The sequence below is a fragment of the Nonomuraea mesophila genome (assembly GCF_004352805.1).
GTDB classification, from domain to species: domain Bacteria; phylum Actinomycetota; class Actinomycetes; order Streptosporangiales; family Streptosporangiaceae; genus Nonomuraea; species Nonomuraea longispora.
Genome location: NZ_SMLD01000114.1, coordinates 16652 through 30917, shown reverse-complemented (window position 1 = coordinate 30917; position 14266 = coordinate 16652). Strand labels below are relative to the sequence as shown.

Genomic DNA, 14266 nt, shown 5'->3' with positions numbered 1-14266 from the left:
CCCGAAGGCCGGGCCGGCGCGCCCGCCCCGCCCGCACTCACTCGACCGGCCCGGCCTTCGGGGGCCCGGGCCGCGCCGGTTAGGGCCGCCGGGTGAGCGCGGTCAGGCCGGGTGGCCGTCCTCGAGCAGGTCGAGCTCGCGCGCCAGCCAGCAGACGGCCGTCAGCCGCAACGCCGGCGCGCCAGTCTCGTCGCCGCTGAAGATCCATCCACGGTGCCGCAGCTCGTCCAGGAACCCGAGCAGGTAGTCGCCCAGCGTCTCCCGGTCGAGCGGGATCGCGTCGCGCAGCACCGCCGCGTGCTGGTCGACCGCGGCCACCATGCCGGGGTCCGCGTGCATCCTGGCGAGCTGGGCGTCGCCCAGCGCGTTCATCAACCACCGCAAGGGCGAAGCCGCCCATCCCTCCTCGAAGACCACCCGCCACACCTTAAAGCATTTTCCAAGGTCAGGGACCCTCTGGCCCGATTTCGTCAAGTGTGCGGCGGGCCACGGCGAAAGCGGCGTTGGCGGCCGGTACCCCGCAGTAGACGGCGGTCTGGAGCAGCACTTCCTTGATCTCGTCGGGGGTGAGCCCGTTGCGCAACGCCGCCCGTACGTGCATGGCCAGTTCGTCCAGGTGTCCTCTGGCGACGAGGGCGGTGAGGGTGACGCAGCTGCGGGTGCGCCGGTCCAGCCCGGGCCGGTTCCAGATCTCGTCCCAGGCGTAGCGGGTGATGAAGTCCTGGAAGTCGCGGGTGAAGCCGGTGGTCGCGGCGATGGCCCGGTCGACGTGCGCGTCGCCGAGCACCTCACGCCTCGTGCGCATCCCCGCGTCCCTGCCGGCGTCCCTGCCGGCGTCCCTGCCGAGGTCCCGCAGGTGGCGGGTGACGGCGGTGGCGACGGCGTCGGGACGTTCGACGCCGGCCAGGTGCGCCGCCCCCGGCACGACCGTGAGCGACGCGCCGGGGATGCCGCCGGCCAGCGTGAGGGCGTGGTCGAGCGGCGTGGCGGGGTCCTCGGCCCCGGCGATCACGAGGGTGGGCGCGCCGACCTCGCCGAGCCGGCCCGTCACGTCGAAGGCGGCCAGGGCCTCGCAGCAGGCGGCGTACGACGGGGCGTGCACCTCCGCCAGCTCATCCAGCAGCCACCGCCCGTCGAAGCCGGGCGTGAACCACCGTTTCTCCAGCGCCGGGGCGAGCGCGGCCGCTCCCTGGGCGCGTACGAGCTCGGCCCGCTCCCGCCACGGTCCCGGCTCGCCGAAGCGGGCCGACGTGCAGCACAGCACGAGCCCGCGCACCCGGCCGGGCTCGCGCAGGGCGACGGTGGTGGCGACGGCGCCGCCGAGCGAGATGCCGCCGATGGCGAAGCGTTCGTCCCCGGAGACTTCGAGTACGGCCTCCGCCAGGTCGCCGATGGTGAACCCGGTGGCGGGTGCGGAACCGCCGTGGCCCGGCAGGTCGTACCTGAGCACCCGCCAGGACGTGGTGAGCTCGGCGAGCTGGGGGCGCCAGACCTCGGTCGTGGTGCCGAGCGAGGGCCCGAGCACCAGCAGCGGTGCGCCGGACGGGCCGTCCACGCGGTGGTGGAGTTTCACGGCTGCTCCCGGTAGGTGGTGAGGATGCGGTCGACGAGCTGCCCGGCCGCGCCGACGTACGCGGACGGGTCGAGCAGTTCGTCCGGGTCCAGGTCGAGGCCCGCGTCGCCGAGCCGGAGCGGCCCGGATCCGGACATGATCTCGGCGAGCCTGTCGCGCCCGAGGTGGGCGGCGAGGCGTTCGGCGACGAGGCGGCCGCCGGTCAGTCCGGCGTTGGCGCGCATCCGTTCGGGGAAGACCTGGAGCCCGCCCACCAGCTCGGCGGCGGTCTCGGCCGCGCCGCCGGTCAGGCGGAGCGCCTCGCGCAGCGGCAGCCACTCGGCCTGCCAGGCCCCGGCGGCCCGCTCGTGCTCGCCGACCTGGCCGAGCACCTGCGTGTACGCGGGCACCTGGAGCGCGGCCGACCGGACCAGTACGGACAGCGCGGGGTTGCGTTTCTGCGGCATGGCCGAGGAGCCTCCGGACGAGGACTCGGCCACCTCCCCCACCTCGGTCTGGGCCAGCAGGATGATGTCGGTGGCCGGTTTGCCGAGCGCGCGGGCGGTGCCGGCGAGCGCGGCGCCCAGGTCGGTGACGGCGGAGCGCTCCGCGTGCCAGGGCGCCTCGGGCGCGGCCAGCCCGATCTCCTCGGCGAACACCTCCACGAGGGCCAGCGCGGCGGGCGGGTCCTGCTCGGCGAAGGCGGCCAGGGTGCCGGCAGCGCCGCCGAGCTGGGCGGGCAGGCGCAGCTCGCGCAGCCGGGCGAGGGCGCGCATGAGCCCCGCCAGCCATTGTGCCGCCTTCAGCCCGAACGTCGTCGGCACGGCGTGCTGCCCCAGCGTGCGCGCGGCCATCACGGTGTCCCGGTGCCGCCCGGCCAGCTCGCTCAGCTGGTCCATGACGGCGCCCAGGTCGCCGACGAGGGTGCGGACCACCCGCGCGGCCACCAGCATGGCGGCGGTGTCCACGATGTCCTGGCTGGTGGCGCCGCGGTGCACGTGGCGGGCCGCGCCGGGCACGGCCCGCCGCAGGTCGGCCACCAGCGGCACGACGGGGGTGGCCGACTGCCTGGACCGCGCGGCGACGCCGGCCGGGTCGGGTTCGAGCGTGGCGGCGGCCCTGTCGATGGCGGCCGCCGCCTCCGGCGGGATGAGCCCCAGGCGGCCCTGGGCGCGGGCGAGCGCCGCCTCGGCCTCCAGCATGGCCCGCAGCCACGCCGTGTCCGAGGTGATCGCCTCCGCCCTGGTGCCCGCCCTGACCGGCGCGAGCAGGCCGCCGTCGGCTCCCGTCGAGTCAGAAGTCAATGAACACCGTCTCCTCCGCTCCCTGCAGTCTCACATCGAAGCGGTAGGAGTCGCCAGAACCGGCGGCGATGAGCGTGGCCCTGCGCTCGGGGTCGAGGCCGTCGAGCAGCGGGTCGGGCACGTCCTCCAGGTAGACGCGGGTGAGTACGGAGCGCAGCAGGCCGCGGGCGAAGATCTGCAGCGACAGGTACGGCCCCGGCGGCCGGGTGGCGCGGAAGCGGTACGTGCCGTCCGGCGTGGTGGCGCAGCGGCCGAACCCGGACACCTGCCCGCCCTGCCTGCTGAGCGCGCCGCGGTCGCCGGTGAAGCCGGCCCAGAGTTCGAGCAGGGCGTCGGGCACCGGCTCCCCGGCGCCGTCGAGCACCCGCCCGGTGAGCATGATCGCACCGGGATGCCCGTCGGGTACGAGCTCCCAGTCCCGCTCGTACGGCAGCGCGTGGCTGAAGAACGGTCCGACCGTCTGTGAGGGCGTGGTCATGGCGTCTCCATCGGGGTGCGTCCGAGCACGATGTCGAAGGCGTAGCCGAGGGCCCACTCGGGTTGGGTGAGGTCCAGCTCGAACGACGAGACGAGCCGCTGCCTGGCCGCCTCGTCCGGGATCGACTGCATGATCGGGTCGAAGGGCATCAGCGGGTCGCCGGGGAAGTACATCTGGGTGACCAGCCGCTGGGTGAAGGCCTGCCCGAAGACGGAGAAGTGCAGGTGGGCGGGGCGCCAGGCGTTGTCGTGGTTGCGCCACGGGTAGGCGCCGGGCTTGATCGTGACGAACCGGTAGCGGCCGTCCTGATCGGTGAGGCAGCGGCCCGCGCCGGTGAAGTTGGGGTCGAGGGGCGCGGGGTGCTGGTCGCCGTCGTGAGCGTAGCGGCCGGCGGCGTTGGCCTGCCAGAGCTCGACCAGCGTGCCGCGCAGGGGGCGTCCGTCGTCGTCGAGCACGCGCCCCTCGACGATGATGCGCTCGCCGATGGGCTCGCCCGCGTGCTGCCTGGTCAGGTCGGCGTCGAGCGCGCCGACCTCCTCGTGGCCGAAGACGGGGCTGGTCAGCTCGATCGCGTCGGGGTCGAGCTTGAAGGAGACGGGCGGACGGGCCGGGGCGCGCGCGACCGTGCTGCGGTAGCCGGGGCTCAGGTACGGAGGATGGCTCATGCGGGTCCTCTCTGCGGGGCCTTGGGGGGTCATGACAGGTCGGCCGCCGTCCTGGTGCGGACCTCCTCGGCGGTGACGCCGGGGGCGGTCTCCATCAGCTTCAGCCCGCCGGGGGTGACGTCGATGACGGCCAGGTCGGTGATGACGCGGTCGACGCAGGCCCGGCCGGTCAGGGGCAGCGTGCAGGCAGGCAGGATCTTGGGGTCGCCGTCGCGGGTGGTGTGCTCCATGACCACGACGACCCTGCGGGCGCCGTGCACGAGGTCCATGGCCCCGCCCATGCCCTTGATCATCTTGCCGGGGACCGCCCAGTTGGCCAGGTCGCCGGTCTGCGACACCTGCATGGCGCCGAGCACCGCCACGTCCACATGACCGCCGCGGATCATGCCGAACGACAGCGCCGAGTCGAAGTACGACGCCCCGGGCGCGACGGTCACCGTCTCCTTGCCCGCGTTGATCAGGTCGGCGTCCTCCTCGCCGGGCAGCGGGTACGGCCCCACGCCGAGGATGCCGTTCTCCGAGTGGATCACGACGCCACGGCCGCCGAGGTGGGCGGGGATGAGCGTGGGCAGGCCGATGCCGAGGTTGACGTACGAGCCGTCGGGCAGCTCATCGGCCGCGCGCGCCGCCATCTGCTCTCTGGTCCAGGCCATCAGGTACGCACCGTCCGCCGCTCGATGGGTTTGTCCGCCGCCTGGGCGGGATCCAGCGCCAGCACCTTCTGCACGAAGATCCCGGGCACGTGGACCTCCTCGGGGTCGAGCTCGCACAGCTCCTCGACCTCGGCGATGGTGACCCGTCCCGCCATGGCGGCCAGCGGGTTGAAGTTGCGTGCGGCCTTGGCGAACACCAGGTTGCCGTGCACGTCGCCGCGTGCGGCCCGGACGAGCGCGAAGTCCGTACGGATGCCGTGTTCCAGGATGTACGGGACGCCGTCGAACTCCCTGACCTCCTTCGGCGGCGACGCCACCGCCACCGACCCGTCGGAGCGGTAGCGCCACGGCAGCCCGCCCTCCTCGACCAGCGTCCCCACGCCCGCCTTCGTGTAGAAGGCCGGGATGCCGCACCCGCCGGCGCGCAGCCGCTCGGCCAGCGTGCCCTGCGGGATCAGCTCCACCTCCAGCTCGCCGGCCAGGTACTGGCGGGCGAACTCCTTGTTCTGGCCGACGTACGAGGCGGTGACGCGGGCGATCCGGCCCGCGGCGAGCAGTTCGCCCAGGCCGCGCCCGTCGGTGCCGCAGTTGTTCGACACGACCTGCAGCCCGGACGTTCCCTGCCCGAGCAGCGCCTTGATGAGCACGGCGGGCACCCCGGCCAGGCCGAAGCCGCCGACCGCGAGGGACGCCCCCTCCCCGATTCCCGCGACCGCCTCGGCCGCCGTAACAACGATCTTCATGGCATTCCCACGTAGTTCTCCGCCAGGGTCGTGGCCGCGGCCTCGGACGAGGTCACGTAGTCCAGGTAGGACAGCTGCAGCCGGCGCGCGTACGCGTCGTCGTCGTCGAACGTGTGCAGCAGGGTCGTCATCCACCACGAGAAGTGCTGCGCCCGCCACACCCGGCGCAGGCACGTCCGCGAGTAGTCGTCGAGCGGCCCGGACGAGCCGTGCTCGAAGTAGGCGGCCAGCGCGTCGGTGAGGACGCGGACGTCGGCCACGGCCAGGTTGAGCCCCTTGGCCCCGGTGGGCGGCACGATGTGGGCGGCGTCGCCGGCCAGGTAGAGGCGGCCGTACTGCATGGGCTCGGCGACGAACGCCCGCATCGGCGTGACGCCCTTCTCCATGATCTCGCCGGTGGCCAGCGTGAAGCCGGGCACGCTCTCCAGCCGGGCCTTCAGCTCGGCCCAGATCCGCTCGTCCGGCCACTCCTCGACCCGCGCGTCCGCCGGGACCTGCAGGTAGAAGCGGCTGATCTCGGGGGTGCGCATGCTGTGCAGGGCGAAGCCGCGCTCGGTCCTCGCGTAGATGAGCTCCTCGGACGACGGCGCCACCCGGGCCAGGATGCCGAGCCAGGCGAAGGGATAGTCCCGCTCGTGAACGCTCAGAACTCCCTCGGGGACGGACGGCCTCGACACGCCGTGGAAGCCGTCGCAGCCGGCGATCACGTCGCAGTCGAGCCGCTCACCACCGAACGTCAGGTACGGCCGGTCCGTCTCCAGATCGTGCGGGGCGACGTCGTCGACCTCGAATCGCACGTCGCCGCCGGCCGCCAGCCGGGCCGCGATCAGGTCCTTGACCACCTCCTGCTGGCCGTACACGGTGATGCGCCGGCCGGGGACCAGCTTCTCGAAGGCGATGCGGTGGCTCGCGCCGTCGTACCTGAGCTCGATCCCGTGGTGCGGCAGCCCCTCGCGCAGCAGGCGCTCTCCGACGCCGGCCTCGACCAGCGTGTCCACCGTCCCCTGCTCCAGCACCCCGGCTCTGACCCGCCGCTCGACGTAGGCGCGGCTGCGCTTCTCCAGCACCACGGAGGAGATGCCGCGCAGGTGGAGCAAGTGGGACAGCAGCAGCCCGGCGGGCCCGGCCCCGGTGATCCCGACCTGAGTTCGCATATAGGGAGCATCCTGCCTTCAGGGGTGATCAGCCGAGCCTGCCCTTCCACTGGACGGAAGATATATGCAGGATTGACCCATGGCAGGCGGATCTCGTGCCCCCGGGCGTTCGGTGACGTCCAAGGTGCTGGCGCTCCTGGGCGCGTTCGACCCCACGCATCCCCAGCTCACGCTGACCGAGCTGGCCCGGCGGAGCGGGGTGCCGCTGAGCACCGCCCACCGCCTGGTCGCGGAGCTGGAGGAGTGGCAGGCGCTCAGCCGCACGCCGGACGGCCGGCTGCGGGTCGGGCTGCGGCTGTGGGAGCTCGGCCAGCTCGCGCCCGCCCGGTTGCAGGACCTGGCGCATCCCTGGCTGCAGGAGCTGTTCACCAGCACCGGCGAGAACGTGCACCTGGCCGTACGCGACGGGCTCGAGGTGCTCTTCGTCGACAAGGTGTACGGCAGGCGGGCGGTGCCCATCGTGTCCAGGACCGGCGCCCGGCTGCCCATGCACCCGACGGGCGTCGGCAAGGCACTGCTGGCGTACGAGCCGGAGTGGTTCGTCAAGGCGTACCTGGCGCGCAAGCTCGAACGGCCGACCCGGCACACGATCACGGAGGCCGGGCGGCTGTCCAGGGAGCTGGCGACGGTCCGCGCCCAGGGGTACGCGCTGACGTACGAGGAGATGACGCTCGGCTCGTGCTCGGCGGCGGCGCCCATCCTGGTGGACGGGTGGCCGGTCGCGGCCCTCGGCACCGTGATCTCCAGCCGGCGGGTGCGCGAGCTGCCCCGCCTGGTCGAGCCGCTGCTGAACGTCGCCGCCGGGATCACCAGGGCCTGCGCGGCCAGCGTATAGGCGCCTTCAGTCCATCAGTTTCCGGATGCGGTCCTTGAACAGGGTCGTGGCGATCGCGGCCTTGTGCGGCTGGCCCTTCAGGAACGCCTGCGCGAAGCTCTTGGCCTGGTCGTAGGAGACCTTGCCGGGCATCGGCGGCTCGTTCGGGTTGACGTCCACGTCCACCAGGGCCGGCCCGTCGTGGGCGAGCGCCTGCTGGATCGCCGGCGCCACGTCGCCCGCCTTGGTGACCTTGGCGCCGAAGCCGCCGCACGCCCTGGCCCAGGCCGAGAAGTCGGCCTCCGGCTGGTCGTAGCGCACGCCGTGCTCCGGGTAACCGAGCACCATCTGCTCCCACAGGATCTGGCCGAGCGAGTTGTTGTTGTTGATGACGACCTTGACCGGCAGCCGCTGCTGGACCGCCGTCAGGAACTCGGCCATGAGCATCGAGAAGCCGCCGTCGCCGACGTACGCGATGACCTGCCGCTCCGGGAAGGCGTGCTGCATGGCGATGGCGTACGGCAGTCCGTTCGCCATCGAGGCCAGCGTGCCCGACAGGTAGAACTCGCGCTCGCCGCGGACCGTCCAGTGCCGCGCCGCCCAGGTGGCGATGGTGCCGCTGTCGCAGGTCAGGATGGCGTCGTCGGCGGCGTACCGGTCGAGGACGGACACGGCGTACTGCGGGGCGATGGGGTCGCGGTCGGGGCTCTCCAGGCTGTCCATGTCGGACCGCCACTTCGCCATCTTCTTCTGATATTTCGCCAGATGGGCGTTGCCGTCGCGGCGGTCCAGCAGCGGCAGCAGCGCCGTCAGCCCCTCCTTCGCGTCGCACACCACCGGCACGTCGGTCGCGATCCGCGCTCCCGCCCTGGTCGGGTCCGCCTCGAACTGCACCACCCTGGTTCTGCCCGGCTCCGGCAGGAACTTCGAGTACGGGAAGTTCGTGCCCACCATGAACAGCACGTCGGCCTCGTCCATCAGCTCCTCGCTCGGCCGGGTGCCGAGCAGCCCGATCCCGCCGGTCGTGTACGGCGAGTCGTCGGGGACGACCGCCTTGCCCGGCAGCGTCTTGACCACGGGCGCGCCCAGCGCCTCGGCCACGGCCAGCACCTCCTGGCGGGCGTGCAGCGCACCCTGGCCGACGAGGATGGCGGGGCGTTCGGCCCGGTTGAGCACCTCGGCGGCCCACTCGACGTCCTCCTGGCGCGGGATGCCGGGCGGCTGCAGGTAGACGGGCGAGGTCTGCGGCGGCCTGGCGGGCGCGACCTGCTGGAACGGGTCCGACCCCGCCTCCGCCACCTGAAGGTCGTTGGGCAGCGTGAGGTGGGAGACCCCGCGCCGGGCGTAGGACGTCCTGATCGCCAGGTCCACCAGCCCGGGCAGCTGCGCCGGGTTGGTGATCAGCATGTTGTACTCGGCCACGTCGGCGAACAGCTTGTCCAGGTGGACCTCCTGCTGGTAGCCGGTGCCCAGCACGGAGGTCTCCTGCATGCCCGTGATGGCCAGCACGGGCACGTGGTCGAGCTTGGCGTCGTAGAGGCCGTTGAGCAGGTGGATGCCGCCGGGCCCGGACGTGGCCAGGCACACGCCGATCCGCCCGGTGGCCTTGGCGTAGCCGGTGGCCATGAAGGCGGCGGCCTCCTCGTGGTGGACGAGGACGAAGCGCACCCGGTCGCGGTGGCGCCGAAGCCCTTCCATGATGCCGTTGATGCCGTCCCCCGGCAGGCCGAAGACGGTGTCCACGCCCCACTCCGCGAGCCGTTCGATCAGAGATTCCGATGCGATGCGAGCCATGCGACCGGCACTACCCCGCGGTGCCGTACGCAGACGCTTTTACGAAGTTCCTTGTCATTTCCAGGCATTCGCGGGTAGTGGAGCGCCATGCGCATACTGGTCACGGGAGCCACGGGAACGCTGGGCGGCGGGCTGCTGCCCGCGCTGTTGAGGGCGGGGCACCAGGTGCGCGCGCTGAGCCGGAAGGAGCGGGAAAGCTCCGGCCGGATCGAATGGGTCTGGGGCGACCTCATCTCCGGCAAGGGCGTCGCGGACGCCGTGCACGGCGTGGACGCGATCGCGCACCTCGCCACCAGCGGCCCCAAGGGCCGCGGAGCCGTGGACGTGCCCGGCACCCACCGGCTGCTGCTCGCCGCCCGCCGGGCGCGGGTGCCGCACCTGCTCTACACCTCGGTCGTCGGGGTGGACCGCGCCGCCATCGGTCACCTCCGTCACAAGCTGGAGGCCGAGCGCCTGATCGGGGAGAGCGGGATCGGCTGGACGGTCCTGCGCGCCACGCGCTACCAGCAGTCCCTCGACCAGCGGCTGCGGGCGCACTCGGCCTTCCCCGTGATGCTCGTCGACCGTTCGCTGCCCTGGCAGCCGGTGCACACGGGCGAGGTGGCCACGCTGGCGGCCTCGCTGCTGGCGAGCGGCCCCGAGGGCAGGGAGTACGAGTTCGGCGGGCCTGAGGTGATGAACACCGAGGACCTGGTGAGGACCTGGCTGGAGGCCAGGAACGTGCGCCGCCCGTGCCTGCCCGTGCACTACCCGGGCCGGCTGTACGCGGCCCAGCGGGACGGCGAGCTGACCACGGACGCCGACTCCAGGGGCATCATCTCCTGGCGCGACTACCTCCACCCCGCGCCGCCCGCGTTGTCGGACGACTTCGCCTCCGAGCACACCGCCTCGCCCACCAGCCCGGCGAACCAGCCGGAGAACGACCCTGACCTGCACGTTTACGGCGGTGACGAGGGCTACGAACGGCCGACACGAAGCTAGCCGAATGCCCCGTTCTGTTACACATCGTCCACTTGCTCCACATATGCCAGTAATAGACAATGTGTTCGGTGACGACTGGCATCCCGCTGACCGAAGACTTCGCCAACGGCGGCGTCTCCTTCTGGTACCGGCAGATCGGCCTGCCCGCCCGGCGGCCTCCACTGCCGGGACCGCGCGACTACGACGTCGCGATCGTCGGCGGCGGATACACCGGCCTGTGGACCGCGTACTACCTCAAACAGGCCGACCCCGGGCTGCGGATCGCGATCCTCGAGCAGGAGTTCGCGGGGTTCGGCGCGTCCGGGCGCAACGGCGGATGGTTGTCGGCCGAGTTCGCCGGGTCCAGGAAACGGCACGCGAAGACGCGCGGCCGGCAGGCCATGATCGACCTGCAGCACGCCATGTTCCGCTCGGTCGACGAGGTCATCGCCGTCGCCCGCGACGAGGGCATCGACGCCGACATCCACAAGGGCGGCCTGCTCCACGTCGCCACCAACCCCGCCCAGCGGCGCAGGCTGCGCGCCGAGCTCGCGGAACTGCGCGGATGGGGGTACGGCGAAGCGGACATGCGGCTGCTCGGACGTGACGAGCAGGCCGAGCGCGTGCAGGCCGCCGGCACGCTGGAGGCGACGTACTCACCGCACTGCGCCCGCATCCAGCCCGCCAAGCTGGCCGTCGGCCTGGCCGCCGTGGTCGCCCGGCTCGGCGTGGACCTCTACGAGAACACCACTGTGACCGAGCTGCGGCCCCGCAGCGGCGGCGCGAAGGCCACGGCGGTCACCACGCGCGGCGCCGTCACCGCCGACTACGTCATCCGGGCCACCGAGGGCTTCACCGCCGGGCTGGCCGGCCAGCGCCGGCAGTGGCTGCCGATGAACAGCTCCATGATCGTCACCGAACCGCTGCCCGCCGAGGTGTGGAAGCACCTCGGCTGGGCCGGCAACGAACTCCTCGGGGACGAGGCCCACGCCTACATCTACGCCCAGCGCACCGCCGACGACCGCATCGCCATCGGCGGCCGGGGCGTGCCCTACAGGTTCGGGTCGCGTACGGACCTCCGCGGCGCCACCCAGCCGCAGACCGTCGCGCTGCTGTGGCGCATGCTGATCAGACTCTTCCCCGCGGCCGCCGACGCGCGGGTCCAGCACGCCTGGTGCGGGGTGCTCGGCGTGCCCCGCGACTGGTGCTCGACGGTGCACCTCGACCACGCCGGCGGGCTCGGCTGGGCGGGCGGCTACGTCGGCAGCGGCGTCACCACGGCCAACCTGGCCGGCCGCACCCTGCGCGACCTGGTGCTGCGGCGCGACACCGAACTGTCGCGGCTGCCGTGGGTCGGGCGGCAGGTGCGGCAGTGGGAGCCCGAGCCGCTGCGGTGGGCCGGCGTGCAGCTCATCTACGCCCTCTTCCGCGCCGCCGACCGCCACGAGAACGAGCGCGGCACCACCACCTCCGCCTACGCCCGCCTCGCCAACCTCATCTCCGGCCGCTGACCCTTTCATCCCTGGCCGGGATGCCACGGGTCGTAGTCGACCTCCAGCGGCTCCTGCGCCGGCCGCTCCTCCTCCGGCACGTGCTGCAGGTTGACCCGGATGCGATACCACACGCTGCTGCGCCCCCGCATGCCGTCGACCAGCACGTCGGCGGGCTCCAGCCGCGCGGCGACCTCCGGATGACGCGACTTCCACCGCTCCAGGCCCGCCATCGCCTCGTCCTTGTGCTCCGCCCTGGCGATCTCGATCACCGGCTTCGTCTGCTGCCTGCGGCCGCTGCCCTTGGGCGGCCTGGGCGCGGGCCCGAGCTCCTCGGCCAGTTCCAGCAGCCCGTCGAGCGCGCCCGCGTGCAGATCCATGTCCTCCCACGGGTCGCCGCGCTCGGCGAGGCGCCCCGGCACCGTGGCGACGGTGAACTCCTCCGGCCGGCAGCCCGGCACCTCGTCCCACGTCAGCGGCGTGGACACACGGGCGTCGGGCACCGCGCGCACGGAGTAGGCGGAGGCCACCGTGCGGTCGTAGGCGTTCTGGTTGAAGTCGACGAACACCCCGTGCCGCTCCTCCTTCCACCACCGGCTGGTGGCCAGGCCGGGAGCCCGCCGCTCGACCTCGCGGGCGACCGTCTCGGCCGCCTTGCGCACCTCGGCGAACGACCATCGCCGCTCGATCCGCGCGTACACATGGAAACCCCGCGACCCGGACGTCTTGGGCCAGCCCACCAGCCCGTGATCATCCAGCACCTCGCGCGCCACCTGCGCGGTGGCCAGCACGTCGGCCCACTCCACCCCCGGCACGGGATCGAGGTCGATGCGCAGCTCGTCGGGCCTGGACAGGTCGTCGGAGCGCACCGGATGCGGGTTGAGGTCGACGCAGCCCAGATTGACCACCCACAACACCTGCGCCAGGTCGGTGCACACCACCTCTTCCGCGCTCAGCCCGGAACGGTATTTCAGCTCCGCCACCTCGATCCACGCCGGCCGCTTCGCCGGGGCGCGCTTCTGGAAGAACGCCTCCTCCTCGATGCCGCGTACGAACCGCTTGAGCACCATCGGCCGCCCGTGCACACCCCGCAGCGCCCCCTCACCCACCGCCTGGTAGTAGCGGATCAGGTCGAGCTTGGTGAGACCGGACCGCGGGAAGACCACCTTGTCCGGGCTGGTGACACGCACCTCGCGCCCGGCGACCTCGATGTCAGGCATACGGTCACGATACGTTCCGCCCCCGACACTACCGGGCGCTCACCCCCGCGCGGCGGCGCGCGGCAGGCGCAGCAGCTCCCTCACCCGCGCCGCCGCCGCATCCACCAGCGCCCCCGGCAGCGACCGACGCAAGGACCGCACCTCCGGAGTGGCCGCGGCGTCCGACAGCGCATCGGGCAACGCGGCGGCCAGCTCGTCGATCCTGTCCCAGAGCGCATCGCAGTCCAGGTCGAGCCGCTCGGCAAGCCGTCGCCACGAGCTCCATCCGACGGACTTCAGCCGATATTCACGCCCGATCTTCATCGCCAACTTGATCTTGTGCGGGTTCATCACGTCCGGGTACGGGAGGGCTGAAGAGATGTCGTACAGCGGTGCCGGCCGTACCTGATCGCCGGAGAGCAACACCGAGTAGTTCTTGGCATGTCCGTCGGTCCCGGCCAGCAGCCAGGTGAAGATGAGAGCGTCCACGAACGCGCGCACCGACTCGTGAGCCTCCGTGGAGGGCTGCACCCGGCGGAACAGGGCGGCGACGTCCTCCGGGCCGGGCCCTCCCTCGCTCTGGTACTTGTGCACGGGATGCAGGCCGAGTGACTGGCACAGGTCCTCCTGATGCACCCGGACCCACATGTCATCGATACGGACCCGGTCGTAACGCTCGACGACCACCGCGGTCTGGTCGCCGAACGTGCGGATCTCGGTCCGGGCCGCCGTCAACCCCACGGCGCGGGCGGCCGCGAGGCAGAGGTGTTCGTTGACATCCTGGTCGATGAGATCCGGAATGGCCGGCTTGATGATGTGCGTCGTGGGGATCCGCCCCCACGTCCGGCCCCACTTTCCTCCTTCGCGCAGCAGAGCCACTTTGGCCTGCACTCCAGCGAGGCTGAACTGCCCTTCTTCATGGCCGGGATGCCACGCGGCGGAATCGTGGTGGAGACCGCGTATGATCTGCGCGATCCCATCGTCGTCCAGCCATTCCACACCGCCTACGTCGAGAACCCGCCCGTGATCGTTCAAGGGGACAAACTGCACCGCACCCGCACAGTCCATTCCCACATGTCGCAGCAGGGCGACCGGGTTGGCGGCGGACACTCCGTGCTCCCGCGCCCACCTGGACAGAACGGCGGGATTCTCCGGCAGCAGCCCCCAGAGGAACGCTGCCACCTCCGGCCCTTCATGCGACTCCATGTCCGGGGTCAGTGACAGCGACAGTGGGGTGGCCTTGGGCAACCAGCTCCGCACCGCCATGTCATAGGAGAACCGGATCCGTCCCATGGCGTCTTGCGCCAGCTCGCCGACACAGACGCCGTTCAGCAGAACCATCAGCGTACGGTCGGGCATCAGGGGTTTCTCCGTACACGGCACCTCAGGTTGTCATCGGTCGGCGACATCAGCGTACTTGTCACCCTTCGGTGACGCTACGTCATTCCTCCAGCGCTCGC

The 14266-nt window shown here is 72.2% G+C and carries 14 protein-coding genes; 3 read left to right on the top strand and 11 right to left on the bottom strand.

All coding sequences use genetic code 11. The features are described from left to right. Window positions 1-102: 102 nt before the first annotated feature. From E1295_RS32860 to E1295_RS32830, 8 genes are read right to left on the bottom strand one after another with little or no spacing between them, the layout of a single operon-like run. Window positions 103-417: a DUF6401 family natural product biosynthesis protein gene (locus E1295_RS32860; protein WP_220449009.1), complete on the bottom strand. Its 315-nt coding sequence runs from the start codon at window positions 415-417 to the stop codon at window positions 103-105. A 28-nt stretch (window positions 418-445) separates the two neighbouring features. After that, complete coding sequence (gene pcaDC, locus E1295_RS51285; protein WP_246080619.1) at window positions 446-1573, bottom strand: bifunctional 3-oxoadipate enol-lactonase/4-carboxymuconolactone decarboxylase PcaDC; 1128 nt, start codon at window positions 1571-1573, stop codon at window positions 446-448. Beyond that, on the bottom strand, window positions 1570-2856 hold the full coding sequence (locus E1295_RS51280; RefSeq protein WP_246080617.1) for a lyase family protein: 1287 nt from the start codon (window positions 2854-2856) through the stop codon (window positions 1570-1572). The genes pcaDC and E1295_RS51280 overlap by 4 nt, the downstream gene beginning before the upstream one ends. Next, the gene (locus E1295_RS32850; protein WP_132636520.1) at window positions 2846-3334 is read right to left on the bottom strand and encodes a dioxygenase family protein; all 489 of its coding nucleotides are present in this window, start codon (window positions 3332-3334) and stop codon (window positions 2846-2848) included. The genes E1295_RS51280 and E1295_RS32850 overlap by 11 nt, the downstream gene beginning before the upstream one ends. Beyond that, window positions 3331-3999: a protocatechuate 3,4-dioxygenase subunit beta gene (gene pcaH / locus E1295_RS32845; protein WP_246080616.1), complete on the bottom strand. Its 669-nt coding sequence runs from the start codon at window positions 3997-3999 to the stop codon at window positions 3331-3333. Before pcaH ends, E1295_RS32850 begins: the two co-directional genes overlap by 4 nt. A gap of 29 nt (window positions 4000-4028) precedes the next feature. Then, entirely contained in the window at window positions 4029-4652 is a 624-nt protein-coding gene (locus tag E1295_RS32840) for a CoA transferase subunit B (protein ID WP_132636516.1), read from the bottom strand. Further along, on the bottom strand, window positions 4652-5395 hold the full coding sequence (locus tag E1295_RS32835; protein ID WP_132636514.1) for a CoA transferase subunit A: 744 nt from the start codon (window positions 5393-5395) through the stop codon (window positions 4652-4654). Before E1295_RS32835 ends, E1295_RS32840 begins: the two co-directional genes overlap by 1 nt. After that, the gene (locus tag E1295_RS32830) at window positions 5392-6549 is read right to left on the bottom strand and encodes a 4-hydroxybenzoate 3-monooxygenase (RefSeq protein WP_132636512.1); all 1158 of its coding nucleotides are present in this window, start codon (window positions 6547-6549) and stop codon (window positions 5392-5394) included. The genes E1295_RS32835 and E1295_RS32830 overlap by 4 nt, the downstream gene beginning before the upstream one ends. A 79-nt stretch (window positions 6550-6628) precedes the next feature. On the opposite strand from E1295_RS32830, the gene E1295_RS32825 reads away from it, so the two are divergent. Further along, window positions 6629-7384 carry an IclR family transcriptional regulator gene (locus tag E1295_RS32825; RefSeq protein ID WP_132636510.1) on the top strand — a complete coding sequence of 252 codons (756 nt, stop codon included), beginning with the start codon at window positions 6629-6631 and terminating at the stop codon, window positions 7382-7384. A 6-nt stretch (window positions 7385-7390) separates the two neighbouring features. Here E1295_RS32825 and E1295_RS32820 read toward each other — a convergent pair whose 3' ends face one another. Continuing rightward, a complete protein-coding gene (locus E1295_RS32820; protein ID WP_132636508.1) occupies window positions 7391-9157 on the bottom strand; it encodes a thiamine pyrophosphate-dependent enzyme in 1767 nt (588 codons plus the stop codon). Window positions 9158-9244: 87 nt separating this feature from the next. Between E1295_RS32820 and E1295_RS32815 the strand changes: the two genes are divergently transcribed. Both E1295_RS32815 and E1295_RS32810 read left to right on the top strand, forming a co-directional pair. After that, window positions 9245-10138: an SDR family oxidoreductase gene (locus E1295_RS32815; RefSeq protein WP_132636506.1), complete on the top strand. Its 894-nt coding sequence runs from the start codon at window positions 9245-9247 to the stop codon at window positions 10136-10138. Window positions 10139-10197: 59 nt separating this feature from the next. Beyond that, window positions 10198-11628, top strand: coding sequence for an NAD(P)/FAD-dependent oxidoreductase (locus E1295_RS32810; RefSeq protein WP_132636504.1), 1431 nt, complete (start codon window positions 10198-10200; stop codon window positions 11626-11628). A 5-nt stretch (window positions 11629-11633) separates the two neighbouring features. On the opposite strand, the gene ligD is transcribed toward E1295_RS32810, so the two are convergent. Continuing rightward, on the bottom strand, window positions 11634-12827 hold the full coding sequence (gene ligD, locus E1295_RS32805) for a non-homologous end-joining DNA ligase (protein WP_132636502.1): 1194 nt from the start codon (window positions 12825-12827) through the stop codon (window positions 11634-11636). A gap of 39 nt (window positions 12828-12866) precedes the next feature. Continuing rightward, window positions 12867-14165, bottom strand: coding sequence for a type II toxin-antitoxin system HipA family toxin (locus E1295_RS32800; RefSeq protein ID WP_132636500.1), 1299 nt, complete (start codon window positions 14163-14165; stop codon window positions 12867-12869). Window positions 14166-14266: the final 101 nt, after the last annotated feature.

Excerpts from the sequence above, each read along its gene's own strand:
- E1295_RS32850 (WP_132636520.1), bottom strand. The coding sequence starts at position 3,334 with ATGACCACGCCCTCACAGACGGTCGGACCGTTCTTCAGCCACGCGCTG.
- pcaH (WP_246080616.1), bottom strand. The coding sequence starts at position 3,999 with ATGAGCCATCCTCCGTACCTGAGCCCCGGCTACCGCAGCACGGTCGCG.
- E1295_RS32840 (WP_132636516.1), bottom strand. The coding sequence starts at position 4,652 with ATGGCCTGGACCAGAGAGCAGATGGCGGCGCGCGCGGCCGATGAGCTG.
- E1295_RS32835 (WP_132636514.1), bottom strand. The coding sequence starts at position 5,395 with ATGAAGATCGTTGTTACGGCGGCCGAGGCGGTCGCGGGAATCGGGGAG.
- E1295_RS32830 (WP_132636512.1), bottom strand. The coding sequence starts at position 6,549 with ATGCGAACTCAGGTCGGGATCACCGGGGCCGGGCCCGCCGGGCTGCTG.
- E1295_RS32825 (WP_132636510.1), top strand. The coding sequence starts at position 6,629 with ATGGCAGGCGGATCTCGTGCCCCCGGGCGTTCGGTGACGTCCAAGGTG.
- E1295_RS32820 (WP_132636508.1), bottom strand. The coding sequence starts at position 9,157 with ATGGCTCGCATCGCATCGGAATCTCTGATCGAACGGCTCGCGGAGTGG.
- E1295_RS32815 (WP_132636506.1), top strand. The coding sequence starts at position 9,245 with ATGCGCATACTGGTCACGGGAGCCACGGGAACGCTGGGCGGCGGGCTG.
- E1295_RS32810 (WP_132636504.1), top strand. The coding sequence starts at position 10,198 with ATGTGTTCGGTGACGACTGGCATCCCGCTGACCGAAGACTTCGCCAAC.
- ligD (WP_132636502.1), bottom strand. The coding sequence starts at position 12,827 with ATGCCTGACATCGAGGTCGCCGGGCGCGAGGTGCGTGTCACCAGCCCG.
- E1295_RS32800 (WP_132636500.1), bottom strand. The coding sequence starts at position 14,165 with ATGCCCGACCGTACGCTGATGGTTCTGCTGAACGGCGTCTGTGTCGGC.